24 protein-coding genes are annotated in these 16,737 nt (G+C 61.7%); 20 read left to right on the forward strand and 4 right to left on the reverse strand.

The features are described 5' to 3' along the window. The first annotated feature begins 115 nt into the window (after positions 1 to 115). Entirely contained in the window at positions 116 to 946 is an 831-nt protein-coding gene (locus tag ACX3OW_RS09010) for a DUF6456 domain-containing protein (protein ID WP_459095412.1), read from the forward strand. Positions 947 to 1,155: 209 nt separating this feature from the next. Then, positions 1,156 to 1,368, forward strand: coding sequence for a cold-shock protein (locus ACX3OW_RS09015; RefSeq protein ID WP_459095483.1), 213 nt, complete (start codon positions 1,156 to 1,158; stop codon positions 1,366 to 1,368). Between the two features lie 457 nt (positions 1,369 to 1,825). On the opposite strand, the gene ACX3OW_RS09020 is transcribed toward ACX3OW_RS09015, so the two are convergent. After that, entirely contained in the window at positions 1,826 to 2,122 is a 297-nt protein-coding gene (locus ACX3OW_RS09020) for a PRC-barrel domain containing protein (protein ID WP_459095413.1), read from the reverse strand. A 392-nt stretch (positions 2,123 to 2,514) separates the two neighbouring features. Between ACX3OW_RS09020 and ACX3OW_RS09025 the strand changes: the two genes are divergently transcribed. Further along, positions 2,515 to 2,934, forward strand: coding sequence for an SH3 domain-containing protein (locus ACX3OW_RS09025; protein ID WP_459095484.1), 420 nt, complete (start codon positions 2,515 to 2,517; stop codon positions 2,932 to 2,934). 68 nt (positions 2,935 to 3,002) lie between these two features. Here ACX3OW_RS09025 and ACX3OW_RS09030 read toward each other — a convergent pair whose 3' ends face one another. From ACX3OW_RS09030 to ACX3OW_RS09040, 3 genes are all read right to left on the reverse strand, one after another. After that, complete coding sequence (locus tag ACX3OW_RS09030; RefSeq protein ID WP_459095414.1) at positions 3,003 to 3,224, reverse strand: tautomerase family protein; 222 nt, start codon at positions 3,222 to 3,224, stop codon at positions 3,003 to 3,005. A 124-nt stretch (positions 3,225 to 3,348) separates the two neighbouring features. Then, complete coding sequence (locus tag ACX3OW_RS09035; protein WP_459095415.1) at positions 3,349 to 3,732, reverse strand: DUF983 domain-containing protein; 384 nt, start codon at positions 3,730 to 3,732, stop codon at positions 3,349 to 3,351. A 121-nt stretch (positions 3,733 to 3,853) separates the two neighbouring features. Further along, the gene (locus ACX3OW_RS09040; protein ID WP_459095416.1) at positions 3,854 to 4,093 is read right to left on the reverse strand and encodes a hypothetical protein; all 240 of its coding nucleotides are present in this window, start codon (positions 4,091 to 4,093) and stop codon (positions 3,854 to 3,856) included. Between the two features lie 398 nt (positions 4,094 to 4,491). Here ACX3OW_RS09040 and ACX3OW_RS09045 point away from each other — a divergent pair, with 398 nt between their 5' ends. The 17 genes from ACX3OW_RS09045 to ACX3OW_RS09125 all read left to right on the forward strand — a co-directional run bounded on the left by ACX3OW_RS09045 (position 4,492) and on the right by ACX3OW_RS09125 (position 16,377). Then, positions 4,492 to 4,887 carry a hypothetical protein gene (locus ACX3OW_RS09045; protein WP_459095417.1) on the forward strand — a complete coding sequence of 132 codons (396 nt, stop codon included), beginning with the start codon at positions 4,492 to 4,494 and terminating at the stop codon, positions 4,885 to 4,887. Beyond that, entirely contained in the window at positions 4,884 to 5,090 is a 207-nt protein-coding gene (locus tag ACX3OW_RS09050) for a hypothetical protein (RefSeq protein WP_459095418.1), read from the forward strand. Before ACX3OW_RS09045 ends, ACX3OW_RS09050 begins: the two co-directional genes overlap by 4 nt. A 417-nt stretch (positions 5,091 to 5,507) precedes the next feature. Next, a complete protein-coding gene (locus ACX3OW_RS09055) occupies positions 5,508 to 5,945 on the forward strand; it encodes a P27 family phage terminase small subunit (RefSeq protein ID WP_459095419.1) in 438 nt (145 codons plus the stop codon). Next, a complete protein-coding gene (locus ACX3OW_RS09060; protein WP_459095420.1) occupies positions 5,914 to 7,731 on the forward strand; it encodes a terminase large subunit in 1,818 nt (605 codons plus the stop codon). The genes ACX3OW_RS09055 and ACX3OW_RS09060 overlap by 32 nt, the downstream gene beginning before the upstream one ends. Positions 7,732 to 7,740: 9 nt before the next feature. Further along, positions 7,741 to 9,033: a phage portal protein gene (locus tag ACX3OW_RS09065; RefSeq protein ID WP_459095421.1), complete on the forward strand. Its 1,293-nt coding sequence runs from the start codon at positions 7,741 to 7,743 to the stop codon at positions 9,031 to 9,033. Further along, positions 9,011 to 9,868, forward strand: a complete 858-nt coding sequence (locus ACX3OW_RS09070) for a head maturation protease, ClpP-related (RefSeq protein ID WP_459095422.1) — start codon at positions 9,011 to 9,013, stop codon at positions 9,866 to 9,868. The genes ACX3OW_RS09065 and ACX3OW_RS09070 overlap by 23 nt, the downstream gene beginning before the upstream one ends. A 19-nt stretch (positions 9,869 to 9,887) precedes the next feature. Continuing rightward, positions 9,888 to 11,168 (forward strand): phage major capsid protein, encoded by a 1,281-nt coding sequence (locus ACX3OW_RS09075; protein ID WP_459095423.1) that lies wholly within the window; start codon positions 9,888 to 9,890, stop codon positions 11,166 to 11,168. 63 nt (positions 11,169 to 11,231) lie between these two features. Beyond that, on the forward strand, positions 11,232 to 11,693 hold the full coding sequence (locus ACX3OW_RS09080) for a hypothetical protein (RefSeq protein ID WP_459095424.1): 462 nt from the start codon (positions 11,232 to 11,234) through the stop codon (positions 11,691 to 11,693). Positions 11,694 to 11,746: 53 nt separating this feature from the next. After that, positions 11,747 to 12,067: a hypothetical protein gene (locus tag ACX3OW_RS09085; protein WP_459095425.1), complete on the forward strand. Its 321-nt coding sequence runs from the start codon at positions 11,747 to 11,749 to the stop codon at positions 12,065 to 12,067. A gap of 3 nt (positions 12,068 to 12,070) precedes the next feature. Next, positions 12,071 to 12,673 carry a hypothetical protein gene (locus ACX3OW_RS09090; protein ID WP_459095426.1) on the forward strand — a complete coding sequence of 201 codons (603 nt, stop codon included), beginning with the start codon at positions 12,071 to 12,073 and terminating at the stop codon, positions 12,671 to 12,673. Continuing rightward, a complete protein-coding gene (locus tag ACX3OW_RS09095) occupies positions 12,670 to 12,990 on the forward strand; it encodes a hypothetical protein (RefSeq protein WP_459095427.1) in 321 nt (106 codons plus the stop codon). The genes ACX3OW_RS09090 and ACX3OW_RS09095 overlap by 4 nt, the downstream gene beginning before the upstream one ends. Next, positions 12,990 to 13,586: a hypothetical protein gene (locus ACX3OW_RS09100; RefSeq protein ID WP_459095428.1), complete on the forward strand. Its 597-nt coding sequence runs from the start codon at positions 12,990 to 12,992 to the stop codon at positions 13,584 to 13,586. Before ACX3OW_RS09095 ends, ACX3OW_RS09100 begins: the two co-directional genes overlap by 1 nt. A gap of 2 nt (positions 13,587 to 13,588) precedes the next feature. Further along, the gene (locus ACX3OW_RS09105; protein ID WP_459095429.1) at positions 13,589 to 14,083 is read left to right on the forward strand and encodes a phage tail terminator-like protein; all 495 of its coding nucleotides are present in this window, start codon (positions 13,589 to 13,591) and stop codon (positions 14,081 to 14,083) included. Between the two features lie 62 nt (positions 14,084 to 14,145). After that, positions 14,146 to 15,342 (forward strand): phage tail tube protein, encoded by a 1,197-nt coding sequence (locus ACX3OW_RS09110; RefSeq protein WP_459095430.1) that lies wholly within the window; start codon positions 14,146 to 14,148, stop codon positions 15,340 to 15,342. Positions 15,343 to 15,344: 2 nt separating this feature from the next. Further along, on the forward strand, positions 15,345 to 15,554 hold the full coding sequence (locus ACX3OW_RS09115) for a hypothetical protein (protein WP_459095431.1): 210 nt from the start codon (positions 15,345 to 15,347) through the stop codon (positions 15,552 to 15,554). Then, positions 15,551 to 15,994 carry a branched-chain amino acid ABC transporter gene (locus tag ACX3OW_RS09120; RefSeq protein ID WP_459095432.1) on the forward strand — a complete coding sequence of 148 codons (444 nt, stop codon included), beginning with the start codon at positions 15,551 to 15,553 and terminating at the stop codon, positions 15,992 to 15,994. The genes ACX3OW_RS09115 and ACX3OW_RS09120 overlap by 4 nt, the downstream gene beginning before the upstream one ends. A 5-nt stretch (positions 15,995 to 15,999) precedes the next feature. Then, entirely contained in the window at positions 16,000 to 16,377 is a 378-nt protein-coding gene (locus tag ACX3OW_RS09125; protein ID WP_459095433.1) for a phage tail assembly chaperone, read from the forward strand. Positions 16,378 to 16,737 lie beyond the last annotated feature (360 nt).

Genomic DNA, 16,737 nt, shown 5'->3' on the forward strand with positions numbered 1-16,737 from the left:
GCTGCTCGGCGAGGCCGAGCAGCTCCTCATGCTTTCTTGACGACCTATCCAAACCAGTTCACAATCCCCCGGTCACACCAGCCTGCCCGACCTCTCCCACCCGAGAGGTCGTTCTATGTCTAAGGGCCCCAAGGCCAAAGCCGCCAAGCCGCTGACCTTTGATCAGGCGGCATCGGAGCTGCCCGTTGCGGTGGCCAAGGCGCGTGCGGAATCCACAATCTATTCTGAAGCCTATGAGCAGTGCATTCTGCAGCTGCGTCTGCTGCACTCGATCATGGCTCGGGAGCGGGCGAAGTCCAAATCAGCGATGCTGCGCGTGGACGAGCTGCGCGCCATTGTCGACGAAGGGGAGGGGCACAAGGTGCTCAAGCCGGCGCTGGTGCCGAACCCAATGATCACCCAGGGCCTGCTAGACGCGGTGGAGAGCGGCGAGGTTGCCACCCAGCACGACCGCAGTATCGGGGCCATGCGGAACGAGGTGGTTCTTGTTGGCGGCCTGGCACGAGTGAGGGGCAAGAGCGAGGCGCAATTCCTTGCGGCCGCCAGGTACTGCCATCTGTATGAAACCAGCCAGATCGGCCCGTTGAAGGCGACGGACTATAGCCAGCTCCGGGTCGATACATCCGGGCCGCGGCAAGACCATGTCTCGGCATCTCAGGATGACGCCCGCAGTGAGCTTGAGGCCGCCCGCAAATGCCTTGGTCCGCGCGCAGCCAGCATTGTGGACCAGATCGTCGTCCATGGTCAGTCGGTGCGCGGGCTGGCTGACAAGCTCAAGCTGGGGCAAGGCGGACAGGCGCGGCGCCGGCTGGAGAAAGAGCTACTGGCCGCGTTGGACGAGCTGGCCGCTCTGTTCGGGATGCTGCCGAAAGATAGGGCGAAGCAGACGGGGTGGCGGGATGGCGAGAGGCTTCCGCTGATAGCCACCGAGGGGGAGCCCGTGTGATTTTGTGACGAAGCTTGGCCTTGCTTTTGAGCGATATTGGCCCGCATATTGAGTGCCATACGTTTCCAGCCTATGACGGCTGCCCTTTGCCGGTCGTTCTCGGTGCGCGGCTCAATGCTCGAATGTGAACGTTTATAGGCCCTCATAGCATGTCGCTGGTGGGCAAACGCTCGCGCCAAGGCACCGAGCATCAAAAAGGACTACTTCCAATGGGCTCCATCACCGGCACTGTAAAATTCTTCAATACGAGCAAGGGCTTTGGCTTTATCTCGCCTGAAGGCGGCGGCAAGGACGCGTTCGTGCACATTTCTGCCGTTCAGCAGTCGGGCCTCCAGGGCCTCTACGAGAACGACAAGGTCACCTACGACATCGAGAGCGGCCGCGACGGCAAAGAGTCCGCGGTCAACCTCACGCTGCTCTAGTAGATTTCAGTTGATTGGCCTGCTTGCCAAGGCGGGCCAAATCACCTATGTTTTTGATAAGTTGGCGCAGTGCGTCAGATCAAGGCTCGCTTCGGCGGGCCTTTTTGTTTACAGCACACGCGTTCGCCTCTTTTCGAAGCTGCGGGTGGAAGGTCACCGTGCGTAGTAACGCGGTGGCCTTTTCAGCTGGGTGTGCCACAGGAACTTAGGCGCCGAACGTTATTCCCAGGCGCAATGCCGCCTTCACCGCAAGAGCCCGCGCGACAAGAGCGGAGGAAATCGGTCCCTCCACCGTTCGGCGCCTTTCTCATAGGTATGGACGTAGTAGTCTAAACCTAATCGGACGATCCTGACTGATGGCACAGTATTGTCTTGGGACATGTGAGCCTCGCCTCGAAGACAATAGCTCCGCCCTCGGCTCGCAGCAATCGCACCGCATCTGTCGGGGTCGCTATTGTCAATAGCGATGCCTTGGCATCATCTTGAGTTCGTCTTTGGTCCAGCGTGTTACGCCGTGAACGGCGCCGCGTTCATCCCGCATGAATTCAAGCTCACTGGCAGCAACGGCAACCGGCTTAGTGCCGATGCCGAGGAATCCACCAATCTCAATTATGGCTTGGGAACCAGGACCGGTGCCGTGAATAAGAGATACTTTGCCCACCCTGTCATCGTTAGCCCCGTAAATGGTCGCGCCCTCAAGTGCGGCTGGGGTTAGCTCCATTGCAGAGAGGCGCGTATGCTTGGAATGGTCCATGGGAGTTCTCCTTGTCCAACGACCTGGCCGACCAGTTCATAGGTAGTCGCTTCGAGTGTTTCGCAACCTGTCCAGCAGGCCCCACATGCCTGAAGCCATCCAAAATCCGGACATGAGAGCTTCGCCCATGCGCTCGCTGAGGGCAACCGCGCCACAACGGCATAATTTCATTTTCAGACCATCGTCTGAAGCGCGCCGCCCGAGCGATCCGGCGGTTTTTTGTTGCCCGATTGCGAGACTCTTCACCTGAACAGTATCTGAACAAGTGGGTTCAGACCCCATTCATCCTGCATGGCGTCTTATGCGGTTAACGGGCCAACAAGCCCATCCGATAGGAATGCAAAATGCAGATCAAAAAGAACGTGCTTAAGGCAACACTAGCCGGCGCTGTGATGCTCGCTTCTGCCGGGGCCGCCTTTGCTGCTCCAGCCACGTCTACCGCGAACGTCAACGTTCGGTCAGGTCCAGGTACTTCCTACGGCGTCGTGGACGTACTGCGCCGCGGAGACCGTGTTGAGGTTACAGGCTGCCGTGGTGGTTGGTGCTACATCGAAAAGCGCGGCCCAGATGGATGGGTGTCAGCCAACTATTTGAACTCTCGCCGCGGCAATGGCGGCGGGTACAATGTCAGCCCGGGCTTCAGTTTCGAATTCAACTTCGGGACAGCTCCTACCCCGCAGCGCCCTCGTCCGCCCCGTCCGGATAATGGCGGATGGCACGGCGGCGGCTGGAATGGTGGCCATGGCGATTGGGGTGGAGACCGTGATCGGGATCGTGACGATGGCCCCCGCCGTCCTCGTTACTGGAACTAGAAATAACAAGCAGAAGCCGCCCCAGGAGACTGGAGCGGCCTTGTCTCACTGGTCATGGTCGACCCACCTTAATCGCTGCTGGGTTCGGCCTGTGCTTGTGACCATAGTTCTGTCAGGCTCTGGCCCCTGCGTCCCCAATTGTCGGTTTCGACCTCATCGATCACGACAAAAATGTATTCCGGGTTGCGCCCCAGCTCCTCGACCAGCACGTCGGTCATGCGCCGTATCACGGCCTTCTTTTGATCGACCGAAGCGACGCCCTTGGCGATTTCTATTCTTACGATTGGCACAGTGAAAACCCTGTCTGTTCTTGGCTGGCAACAACCCTATGCCCAGCATACCGCCTTCGACAACGGGCCGCCGCAGTCAGGCAGCTCGCTTGGCTCATAACAACGAGGCCGCGGGAACCGTGGGCTAGCGTTCTAGCTCATCACTCCAGCCCTTGGCCCAGAAGAGCCCGATAATCGCTCCCTTGCTCGACGGGAGAATGGCCAATGGCACGATAATGGAGAGCGGCACCAGAACGTAGAGATAGACCAACGGGCTCCCATGCCCGTCGAGTTCCATTCCGAGCATTACGAAGCCGATGATGTGAACCATCAGTGTGATGACCACCAGCGGCAGAAGCAGCCCCGCCTTGTAGGCGGCGAGCGGCTCCTGGCAAGCCGGGCATTGGTCTACTTGTTCGATGTAGTGATGGAAAAGCCATGCCTGACCACAGCGAGGGCACTTGCATCGGAGGCCGCGCCAGATCGCTGGCCATACTGCATGGCTCGGTTCGTCGATATGTGTGGGCATAACCTTGTCCCGTCATCTGCAGGATGTCCGAGAGAGACTTGCATGGAGCCACCCGCCTGGCAACGAGAGGCTTCACGGCCCTTGGCATAATAGCCAGGGAGTTAGGCGCGGGTGAGCGCGATCAGGGTAATGCTGCAACCGCAGCCCAAGCCTGGACAATACTGGCAGTAACGCCAGCAATGGCGATAACCAACCCGGTTACGGCAAGGCCCCGTTCGAAATTCGAGAAGCGCTTTTCTGTGACGATGGCCTCCCCGCTGATGAAAAGTCGCCCGGATTTCTTTTCGTACTGAAGAGTTCGAGCTTCACCATCGTCGTCAACGCCGTAGATAAAGATCGTTTCTAACTTCGGCTTCGCCATGGCCACCCCTCCAAAAACACGGCGAGACTAGAACAAACATAGCGCCAAGTGCCAAGGCCTCGGGCCTGAAGAAATGGGTTGCGCGATGGCCAGTAGGCGCCGGTAGCGCCCTATAATGCTTAGGGGCAGTTGTACTGGTTCCAGGAAATCGACCGAGCCGTGTTCGCTGATTTTGCTGACTGTTCGAGCCAAAGTGACACCTCGATCAAATGGTCAAGCACTTTGCTCATGCGCCTATCCTCAATAACGCTGGTGTCCAGAAGTGATCGTGCATTCTCAAGGTCGCGGCGGATGTATTGATATTTCAACCTCATTTCATCATACCCCCTTCGCTCCATATTACTGCGGAAGGTCCGACGGCCGATGAAACTCATAGTCACAATTTAAGATAGATCGGAGTGGATTTGGGTAACGCCCAGCCGCAGCTCCAGCGCGCCAAGACTGCCGAGCGCGGCTATGGCAGCAAGTGGCAGCGCGCTCGCATCGCCTTCCTCACCGAGCCGGGCAACCAGTTCTGCGTGAAGTGCCAGGCGCGCGGCCTGCTCAACCCCGGCACCATGCACATGGACGGATCGATAGAGACCAGCCCACGCCGCATCGGCCTGGTGGTTGACCACATCGTCCCCCATCGAGGGGATCAGCGACTGTTCTGGGATCGAGCCAACTGGCAACCGCTCTGTCACGACGACCATGACATCGTGAAGCAGCGAGAAGAGCATGGGCGCGAGGCCCAGGGCAATGATATCGCCGGCCGGCCGACCTATGCCGACCACCCATGGAACCGGAGAGCATGATGCAGACCAATCGGTTCAAGATCATCGCCGGGCTGGACCCAGCCGATAGCAAGGTGGAGTTGAACGGCGTCGAGCTGCAAGGCGTCACCCGCGTGTCCTTTGACATGAGGGCCACGACCACCGGTCACGTCAGGCTGGAGATCATGGGAGAGATGATCGTAGAGGGCGAGTACGTCCAGCGGAAGGTCGCTGGCACCGAGTGACCCCAGACGCCCGCCCAGCGCCTCCCCAGCGAACCCCAGGCAGCAAGCCAGAGGGGAGGGGGGTATCAAACGTCTGGAGGGCATGGGGCCCCTGACCGGTTGGGGCAAGCATTCGCACCGAGATGAAATTCAGAAACAAAAGTTGAGGCCACCCCGAAGGGGGTGATGTGTATCGAACGCGTCAGCTGTGATCGCGATCTTCTATCTTTTGATCCGTCTCGTCGCTTCCTCGGTGCGCTGTTTCTCGGCAGGGATAGGTGTCCTGCTGCGCGTGATGCCGTATGCCATTTCTAACACCAGGACGATCGCGCCGACGGTAAGAACGATGAACCAAAGGGTGGGGCTAGCTTGCATGTCGGTTCTCCTTTTCAGCGTAACGGCGGCCAATAGCTATGGTTGCGCATCGAGGGCCCCACCATGAACCTTGTCGAAGATACCGGCAGCATCGTTCCTGAGCCCGATTGGGAAAGCCTGTTCAGCGACGTGCTGGAAGTCTCGGCGGCGGCTGAACACTGGCGCCGCGTCACCACGGAATTGCGCGACCGGGGGCTGATGGCACCAGGCAATGCCCACGCGCTGCAGCGTCTGGTGGTCAGCTACATCCTCTATGATCGCTCGTTGCGTGAAGTCGCCGAGCGGGGCGCGGTGCTCAAGCCGAAGCGAGGCAGCAAGACGGCCATCACCCGGACCAGCCCGCACTTCGCCGCCATGAGGGAAATGGCCTCGGACGCGGCAATCCTCGAGGCAGAATTTGGTCTCTCGCCACGGCGCCGGTCTGCGGCGACGAAGGCGGAGCGCAAGAAGACGGTGGTTCGCGCATCAGATGAGTTCACGGGCAAGAAAGGCGCCGGCTGATCCTGTCACGGCCTGGGCTCAAGACGCCCTGGCTGGGAAGTTCGTCGTCGGAGAGCTGGTAGCCGCCGCCGCCGAGCGCCACGTGCGCGATCTGCGCGATGGGCCGGCCCGAGGGCTACACTGGTCGCTGGATCACGCCACCCGGCCGCTCCGGTTCCTGCCTGCGATGCTCTCGATCACCGAGGGCTCATTCGTCGGCCAGCCGTTCACGCCTCTGCCATGGCATGTGTTCGTGGCCGGCTCGCTGTTCGGCTGGCGCAAGACCTCGGGCCGGATGCGGTTCCGGTCGGGCTGGATTGAGACCGGTAAGGGACAGGCCAAGTCGCCACTGATGGCCGCCATCGGCCTCTACATGACCGGCTATTACGGGATCCCGCGGGCCAAGGCGTTCGCCATCGGCCAGGACAAGAACACGGCCAACGTGCTGTTCAAGGATGCGGTGGCCATGTGCCGGGCGACCACGCCGGGCCATGAGGATGGCGACAGCATGGCATCGCGCGGCGATGTGCTGATCCGGGGCGAAGGCGACAACGCCTGGAAGATTGAATTCCCCGAGCACGAAGCGCTGTTTCAGGCGCTGGCGAACGGGGAGGCGGTCTCGGGGCCAAAGCCAACACTGGTGGCGGCCGACGAGATCCACGAGTTCAAGACCAACACCTCTATCGAGCTGTGGAAGGAAGCCATCGCCAAGATGCCCGGCGATGCGCTGATGCTGCTGGGCACCAACACGCCGGCGTCCAACCAGATCGTCGGCACCGAATACAGCGAGTTTTATCAGCGGGTCGCCAAGGGCGAGTTTGACGACGACGAGGCGTTCTCGTTTGTGGCTCGGGTCGACAAGGCTGACCGTGAAACGGTGTTTGATCGGCCGGAAGTGTGGGCGAAGGCGCTGCCGGCCCTCGGCGTGACCTTCCCGCTGGAGAACATCGAGGGGCGCGTCAACACGGCCAAGCAACTGCTATCGACCGCATTGTCGGTCAAGCGGCTCTACTTCGGTATCCCGGTTGGCTCGACCGAGTTCTGGATTGCAGAGGAAGCCTGGTCGGCAGTGCAGGGCGCGGTCGATGAAGCCAAAATGAAGGGCTTCCGCTGCTGGCTGTCGCTGGATCTGTCAAAGAAGAACGACCTGACCGCCCTTTCGGTCTGCTGGGTCGACGACACCGGCCACCTCTGGGTCAAGACATTCTACTGGACCACCAAGGACGGAATTGCCGACCGGGCCCGGGCCGATATGGCACCCTACGACAAATGGGCGATGGACCCGACCACCTGCCTGACGGCGGTGCCTGGCGCTGTGATCGACAAGACGTTCGTCGCCGCCAAGGTCCAAGAAATTTGCTCGGCCCATGAGGTTGAGTTTCTGGCTTTCGACCCGGCCGGCATGGCCGATTTCATCGCGGCCTGTGAGCAAATCGGGTTCCCGGTCTGGCGCTACAAGGGGCCAGATGAGCCGGCCGGCAGTGGATTGAAGCTGGTTAGTCACGCCCAAGGCAAGCTGGTCCGGTTCGAAGATAAGCAGTTGACGATGCCGCGCTCGATTGAACGACTTGAGGACCGCATCCTCGAAAAGACCATCACGATAGATGCTTCGCCGGTGACGTATTCCTGCGCAGCCAATGCCTGCGTCATCAGCGACGGGCAGGAAAACCGGGCCTTCGACAAGGACCGCAGCCGGGGCCGGATTGACGGCATGGTCACGATTGCGATGGCCGTCGGCGCGGCGACGAATGAAATGGGCGTTCAAGCCCCATCGGTCTACCGCACGCGCGGCGCGCTGATCCTCTAGGAGAGCTCAATGGCATTCTGGGACCGCTGGTTCGGAGACGCAAGGTCTCCGGCCGCATCGCCGCGCGTTGAGCCGCGAGCCATGAGTGATGGCGGCGTCGTCATAAACACGCCTGCCCAACTGGACGAATACCTTTCCGGGGGCGCAGAAAGCATCAGCGGCGAACGCGTGACGCCCAACACGGCCATGAAGATCGCCGCGGTTTATGCCTGTGTCCGCATTATCGCGGGCGCCGTCGCAACATTGCCGCTGCATATCAAGCGCCGGGTCGATGACCGCACGCGTGAGGACGCCTCGGACGCCGAACTCTGGACGGTTATCCGCCGCCGCCCGAACAAGTGGCAGAAGCCCAACCAGTTTCGCCGCATGATGCAGGCCCACGTTCTGCTGCGCGGCAATGCCTACGCCATGATCGTTCGCACGGCGGTCAAGAAGGAGGTGCAGGCACTCATTCCGCTTCACCCTGATCGGGTTTTGCCTCGGCAGCGACCCGACATGCTGATGGAGTATGTCTGGACCCGCCCTGATGGCCGTCAGGTCGTGCTGCAACAGGATCAAGTTTTCCACCTGTTCGGGTTGAGCCTGGATGGCATAACCGGTGTGACGCCGATCACTTATGCCCGCGAAACCATGGGGCTATCGCTCTCGATGGAGCGACACGGCGCCAAAACTTACAAGAATGGTGCGGTCGTCGGACACGTCCTCAGCCATCCGCAAAAGCTCGGCTCAGACGGCATCATCAACCTCAAGTCCAGCCTCGAAAGCTATCGCTCGGGCGGAGAGAACGAGGGTGGTGACCTGATCCTTGAAGAAGGGATGAAGGTCGAAAAACTGGGCATGTCGGCGGTGGATGTGCAGTGGGTTGAAAGCCGCAAGCTCAGCCGCACTGACATTTTTATGTTCTTCGGCCTGCCGCCGCATATGGCCGGCGACACCGAAAAGAGCACCAGTTGGGGCACCGGTATCGAGTCCCAGCAGCAGGGGTTTCTGGCCTTCACTCTCGAGGACCATCTGGTCATGTGGGAGGAGGGCATTACCGTCGATCTGACCGACGATGGAAGCGGCCTCTACGCCAAGTTCAACCGCAATGCCCTGGTGCGAGCGGACCTCAAAAGCCGAACAGATCACTACGTCAAGATGCTGCAATGGGGCGTCTACAATCCCGACAAGGTGCTCGAACTGGAAGATGAGAACCCGCGCGATGATGGCAGGGGCGGGATCTACTACGACCCGCCCAATACGGCGGGCGGCCAGGACAAATCCGAACAGGAGACAGGTGATGAGCCTCCGCAAACTGCCTGAGATCAATGCGCTGCAGAAGCCCAAGAACTTCCAGGCCGATGCCCCGGGTGAAGCGTTCGAGGCCTGGGCTGCGCAGCCCAAGGCCGCCGGCACTTCCGAAAACAACGTCATCTCGATTTTCGACGTCATCGGCGAAGACTGGTGGACTGGCGCAGGCTTTACTGCCAAGCGCTGCGCCGCCGCGCTCCGCTCGATCGGGAATGTTGATGTCCGCGTCCAGATCAACTCGCCGGGCGGCGATGTGTTCGAAGGCCTGGCCATCTACAACCTGCTGCGGGCGCACCCCGCCAAGGTCACGGTCGAGATTATGGGCATTGCCGCCTCGGCCGCCTCCATCATCGCCATGGCCGGCGACGAGATCGTCATGGGGCTGGGCACGTTCATCATGGTGCATAACGCCTGGGGCGTTGTGGTGGGCAACCGGCACGAGCTGGCCGAGGCGTCCACCCTGTTCGAGGCCTTCGACAATGCGCTGATCGACATCTACGAGGCCCGCACCGAGCGCAAGCGCGCCGCCATCGAAGCCCTGATGGACGCAGAGACGTTCATGGGCCCAACCGATGCCATCAAGAATGGCTTTGCTGATCGCCTCGACAATGACCTGGGCGCCGATCTGCCCGAAGCGAAGAATTCCGACCGCAGCCTTATCGCCCGCCGCCAGACAGAGGCGGCGCTGGCCAAGGCCGGTCATACCCGTTCCGCCCGGCAGGAGATCCTCGCCGAACTCGGACATCTCGATCCGGCCCTGCGTGATGCAAGCCGGACCCCCGCCGCGCGTGATGCAGGCATCGATGAGGCTTCCATCCGGGAGCTTATCAACTCAATCCGGTCATAACTCCCGAAAGGAACAGACCATGCAGCATGTTTTGCTGAACCCGCGCGCTCGCGGGCTCGTCGCCGTGCGCGCCGATGCCAGCACCCAGACGGCGCTTTTCACTGAACTCAAGCAGACCATCGAGGCCTTCAAGGAGGCTCACACCGAAGAGCTCAAGGGCATCAATGCCAAGTTCGATGACGTCGTGAGCCGCGACAAGGTCGACAAGATCAACAACGAAATCTCGGCGCTGAACAAGGCGCTGAACGAGGTCAATCAGGCGATTGCGGCAGCAGTCATTGGCCCGGCCGGCGGCATCAACCACGATCCCGACGTGGTGGCGCACTCGGACGCCTTCAATAAGTGGTTCCGCAAGGGCGTGGATAACGGCCTGGCCGACCTCGAAGTGTCGGCCAAACTTACCACCCAGTCCGACCCTGACGGTGGCTACCTGGTGCCGTCCGAAACCGAGAGCACCATCGACCGCGTTCTTGGCACCGTCTCGACCCTGCGTAGCCTGTCGCGCGTGATCACCATCAGCGGCCAGGAATACAAGAAGCTGGTCAATGTCGGCGGCGCCACCTCGGGCTGGGTTGGCGAGGAAGACGAGCGCCCCGAAACGGCCAATCCCAAGCTGCGCGAAATCGTCATCAATACCGGCGAGATCTACGCCATGCCCGGCGCGACGCAGACCACGCTGGATGATGCCCGCATCGATATCGGCGGCTGGCTCGGCGAGGAAGTGTCCATCGAGTTCTCCGAGCAGGAAAACCGGTCGTTTGTGTCCGGCAATGGGGTGAAGAAGCCACGTGGTTTCCTCTCCTATGACATGGTGCAGAACGACGCCTACGCCTGGGGCAAGCTCGGGTTTATCGCCTCGGGCGATGCGTCGGGCTTCATCGCGTCGAGCACGACCGCAAACCCTGCCGACGCCCTCATCGATCTGCACTATGCGCTCAAGCAGGGCTACCGGGCCAACGCATCCTGGCTCATGTCCGACGCCACGATGGGCAAGGTCCGTAAGTGGAAGGATGCCGACGGCAACTACATCTGGGCAGCCCCGACCGATAAGGCCGGAGTCGCCACGATCCTGGGTAAGCAGGTCCACAACGACGACAACATGCCCAAGGTCGCCGCCAACGCGTTCCCGATTGCCTTTGGCGACTTCCGCCGCGGCTATCTGATCGCCGACCGCGCCGGCATTCGCGTGCTGCGCGATCCGTTCACTTCCAAGCCCAACGTGCTGTTCTACACGACCAAGCGCGTCGGCGGCGGCGTGGTGAACTTCGAAGCGATCAAGCTGCTCAAGATCGCCGCGTAGGCCTCGCTCGAATACCGGGCGGCCTCCGCCCGGTCCCTTTCCCCTCATCGAAGGAATGGTCCCATGAAAGACCTGCATTCGGGCATGAATATCGTGGCTGTGATCATGGCCGCGCTTGATGCCGACAATACCCCCGTCGCAATCGACCTCCGCGATTATGACGGCGCTGAAATAGTGATCGGCGTCGGCATTGGCGGCATCACGTTCAGTGACACCAACAAGATCGAGTTCAAGATCACCCATGCCGACGACAAGGCCGACGGCTCTCCACCGGACAGCGCCGACTTTGCTGCGGTCGTGCAGAAAGATGTGCTCGGCGTTCCGTCCGTCGGCACTGGTGGCATTGTGAAAGCCCTGACGGCCGCGCACGCCGCCGCCGCTGCCTATCGCGTCGGCTACAAGGGCAACAAGCGCTGGATCAAGGTGTTCGCCGATTTCTCTGGCACTCACGGCGCCGCCACGCCCCTCGGCGTGACCGTTGTTCGCGGGCACGGTGCCGACAACCCACAGGCAGATCAGATCTAGCCAGGGCGGGCGGCCTAGCGCCGCCTTCCACCCTGAGCAGAAGGAGCACCAATATGGCTAAAGTTACCGAGGCGTTCGATGGCGTGCCTGATGGCTCGATCTATCCGCGCCGGTTCGACGTTGGTTCCGACGTTTCTGGCGATCTGGCTACTGTCGCCGTCAACAACGGCTGGGCAGAGCTGGAGGAGCCCGGCACCGACCCGCTCGTGGCGCTCAAAGACGCCGTGAAGTCGGCGGGCGCTGCTGTTGGCAAAGCGAAGAAGGCTCATAAGGAGGCTGCGGCCGGCGCCGACAAGACGGCTGCTGCTGCCACGCTCAAGGATGCAGAGGCCGCCCTGGTTGCGGCTCAGGATGCACTCAAGGCCGCGGGCTAGCCCATGACCGTCCGCGTCATTTCCGGTCCAGCCCCAATTGTCAGCCCGGCCGACGTGCCGGGTGGGCATGCGGCTGACGATGCCAAGATCACCGCGCTGATTGCAGCGGTGCAGGCGGGTATCGACGGTCCGACTGGCTGGCTGGGCCGGGCTCTGGGGGAACAAACCCTTGAGTTGACGCGGGCGGGCTTTCATCGATCGATCCGCCTGCCGTATCTGCCGGTGATCGAGGTCGTGAGTGTCAAATATCGCGACGCCGCGGGCGCGGAGCAGACGGTGGACGCTTCGGACTACCGGCGAGCAGCCAATACCGTCGGTTTCGCTCCATCGTTCGCCTTTCCGGCGACCCAGTGCGCCGATGACGCGGTGACGGTCCAGTACAAGGCTGGCTATGACGCCGCTGCTGTTCCGGCAAGCGCCAAGCAGGCGGTCATCATCGGTGTCCAACACCTCCGGTCCATGACCTCGGATCAAAACCTGTTCTTGCGCAGCGAGGAAGTCGAGGGTGTGGGCACCTTCACCTATACGGTGTCGGAGGCGGCCGGGCTGGTGGTAAAATCAGCCATTGAGATGCTGCTGCAGCCGCTCCGGGTGTACTGGCTATGACGCCGGCCCAAGCCATTGCGGCGCTCGATGGCCAGATAGCCGACCACGGCCAGGCCATTGCCTTTCGGCGCGGCGCCATTGAGCAGAATGCTGCTGGCTTCGTCCGTGGCTATGACCCTGAGCAGTTGGTCGGCATGATCACGCAGCGGGACCGGAAGGTCATCGTCTCACCGTCGTCGCTCGGCAGCTACGAGATCAAGGAAAACGACGATTTTGCCATCACGGCCGGAGCAAAGCTGGGCAAGGTGATTTCGGCAGAGCCGATCCACATCGGGGCCACGCTGGTCCGGTGGAATTTGCTTGTGACGCTCGCCTGATGGCTGGAGCAAATCAACGCCTGTTCGTCTTGGCTGCGCAGGCGACACGCGAGGAAACGCAGAAGCAATTGGCCGCGCTGGGTAGGCGAGAGCACGCCAGGGTCATGCAGGACGATCCCCGGCCGGCGCGGTTCACGCGCACCGTGGATGGCGTGCGCGGCGCGCAGGAAGAGCAGGTTCGGGCCGACGGCACGATTATCTACGAATATCCCCGGCTGGACGATGTGGTTCGCTTCGCCATGGAGACGCTGTTCGATCTCTCACCGGTCCTGTCGGGCGAATATCGCCTCCGGCACCAGCTTTTCGTCGGCGGCGTCGAGGCCCGCAATCTCAGCGATTGGGACGGCGCCAGCGAAATCCTGATCACCAACCCGCTGCCCTACAGCCGCAAGATTGAGATGAGCACCATGACCATGCGCGTTCCCGGCACTGATCGGGTCTATGAAGAAGCGGCCTCGGTCGTGGCGGCGCGCTACGGCAACACGGCGCGCGTGCAGTTCGGCTGGCAAGGCGTCGTTGGCGGGGCGACTGCGTCCGGGCTGGTTGGCAACAAGTCGATCAACCGGTTCCCCACCCTGTTCATTTCGGAGCGCTGATTATGGGGAGCTACGGCGCTGCCAAGGCGGCAGCAAAGGCTGCGCTAGAGGCTGGATGGACGACGACGCGAATAGCCTATCAGAACGAGGTGCCAGACGAACCCTGGCCACCCGAGGCGGTGGTGCCGGGCTCCAGTTTCGCGGCCTTCCAGCCGTTCGTCTTCTTCGAGATGGCGACCATGCCGGGGCAGGCGATCCGCGGCGTCGGCATGCCCGGCAATCATCTCAGCCAGACCAATGGCTTCTTCTATGTCCACGTCTTCGTGCCCGACGGCACCGGAGAGGCAACCGCAACCCAATATGCCGAAGCTATCGGCGAACTGTTCCGCGCCAAAGTTCTCTATCAGCCAGGCGACGGTTGCTACCTGCGCTGCTGGGTGCCGCGCGTTGATGAGGGTGGTGATGCAGCGGCGCAAAGCGAGATTGCGGGCGTGAATGCCGGCAACTGGTACCGGGTCACGGTGAGCGTGCCGTTCCAGTATTTCCATCGGGGCTGACGCCCGATCCGCCTGTAATTGCAACATGCCCGCTTCGGCGGGCTTTTTCATGGAGAATTCGCATGTATCAGAGCGGTAGAAATGTCGCCGTCTCCTATGCGCCAGAAGAGACCTATGGCGTGAAGGCTGCTGCCAGCCCATCCAAGGCGTTCCGTCCCAACTCGGGCGGGCTGACGCTGGCAAAAGAGCCGATCCGCTCCAATGAGGTCCGCCGTGACGGCATGACCACGCGCGGCCGGCACGGCTCCCGCTCGGTGGCAGGCTCCTATGTCGGCGACATGAGCGTCGGGTCTTTTGATGATCTGATTGAGGCGGTGTTTCGCGGCACCTTCGAGCCGGCCTTGGCCATCACCGAGGCGACGGCTGAGCTGTCGAGCGCCACGCTGGCCGTTGCAGCCAACACCGTCACCGCTTCTGCGGGCTCCTGGATCACCGCCGGCCTGCGCGTTGGTGATGTGATCCGGCTGGGGGCGGGGTTTGTTGTGGCCAATCAGGACCGCAATGTCCGCGTCACGGGGCTGACCGCGACCACCATCACCGTGGCCGAAACGCTCATCGCCGAGGCTGGGCCGCTCGCCTCTTATGAGATCACCCGGCCCAAGAAGCTCACCCAGGGCCTTGTTGCCCGGTCCTTCACTGTCGAGGAATACGAGGCCGATATCGACGGCTCCGAGGTTTTCACCGGCGTCCGGGTCGGCTCGCTCCAGATCCAGCTGCAGCCCAACGGCATGACGATCCTGACCTTCGGCCTGGTCGGTCAGGATATGGAAGTGCTCGAAGGCGCCGCTTCGCCATATTTCACGGCTCCGACTGAAACCGTCAGCATCGGACTTACCGCCGTTGAGGCCAAAATCCGCATCGGCGCCGATGACGTGCTCGATGTCAGCTCGGTTGATCTGACGCTGAACCTGAACGCCTCGAGCGTGCCGGTGGTGGGCTCGGTGCTGACGCCGGATGTGTTCACCAATCTCGCCGGCGTCGAGGGCACGATCACCGCCCTCAAGTCCGACGTGGCGCGCAGCAAGCAATTCCTCAACGAGGACGAACTGAGCCTGCACCTGCTGTTCGAGGAGCACGAAACCGGCGCCGCCGACTTCTGCTCGTTCTTCCTCGGCAACTTCACTCTGGCCAGCGCCACCAAGGGCGAGATCGGCCAGGACAATGCCCGCACGCAGAGCTTTACGCTGCTGACCGGCGTTGACGAGCGGGGCGGGGCGTTCGACCGCACCATCCTCAAATATCAGACGAGCGCGCCCTGACCATGAGCAAGGCAGAAACCGACGTCCGGGCCGCCGCCCGGGCGCTCCACCGGGCCATTGCTGATGGGCGTGCCACTGGTCTGTCCATCTCCTGGCCCAGCTCCGCTGAGGGGCTCGCCAGCATCGCCATCAGCGAGACGGCACGCGCTGTCTCGATCCCTCCAGCCGCGCCGGCCAAACCCCGCCGCGCCAATCCGAAAGTGACGAAATGACCAAGACCGAAAGCATCTCCCTGGACTTCGAAGCCTTCGAGGCCGCCGACATCGGCAAGATGCAGGTGCTGGATATCCATGGGAGCCCCACTGGCTGGGTCTGGGAGTTTGCCGGCCCGGGTCATCCCAAGACCGAGGCGCTGAATAACCGCTTTGCCCGCGAACGCCTGCTCAAGTCCGCGCAAGTCGAGCAGGCGCAGGTCAACGGTCGGAAATGGAAGGCCGATCAGGACGAACCCGCCGAAGTTCGCGCCAAAAACATCGCCGACCTGGTGGAGCGGATCGTCGGCTGGTCGGCGGTGGAGATTGGCGGCAAGCCATTCCCGTTCAGCGCTGAGAACGCCACGGAATTCCTATCGCACCCGAAGCGCATCGGCGTGCTCACTCAGGCCATGGAGTTCGTCGCCAGCGAGAAGTCTTTTACGCCGCGCTCCGCATAGAGCTTTTGGACTTTGCGGAGCGTGAATTTGCTCTTTCGGCCATCGACAAGGACGGCCATAGCCTGCGTGTTCACCTGCAGGGGCAGTTGAGCCGGGCAAGGACGCCGGAACGACGCAGCGAGATTGAGGGGGAGCTGGCCTTGCCACCGTTCCCCGACGCGCTGCGCTATCTTTGGACGGCTTTCATTCGTATCCGGCGCCGCAATGCCGGCAACGGCTTCGGTGCTACGCCGATTACCTGGGCTGATCTGGACGCCTACTCCCGACTGTCCGGCCTGCATCTTCGGCCTTGGGAGATCGAGACGATTGAACGGCTCGATGATGCGCTGATGACCTCGATGGCTGAGCTGAAGCCGTCGGAGCAGGCATACAAGGACACCTAACCCTTGGCGCGCCTGTTCACGAACTACTCCGCGGTTCTATATCTTGCTTGGGCCACGGACAGACTATTCAGGGATTCATTGACCGCTGTTTGACACGCAACGGTGTCAAGACCGGGAGACTTGGCTCTCGGGTCAGACGTTAACCTCTGGTCCATTTCATCGACGGCCAAAACCGCCTGGTCTCGGCCCAGGCCGATTTGCACAGCAGTCTCAACCGCGATCGCGCGGGCTGCCTGGTAGTGCGCTAGGCCACCCAATGCGTCCCTGCACAGGTACGCATTGGCCATGTACTGGAACGCAGCTTGAATTGTTGGAGACGCAAGTTCCGCTTTGCTCTGACCGTGTGCTGCCTGCGTCAAC

The sequence above is a fragment of the Devosia sp. A449 genome (assembly GCF_054489375.1).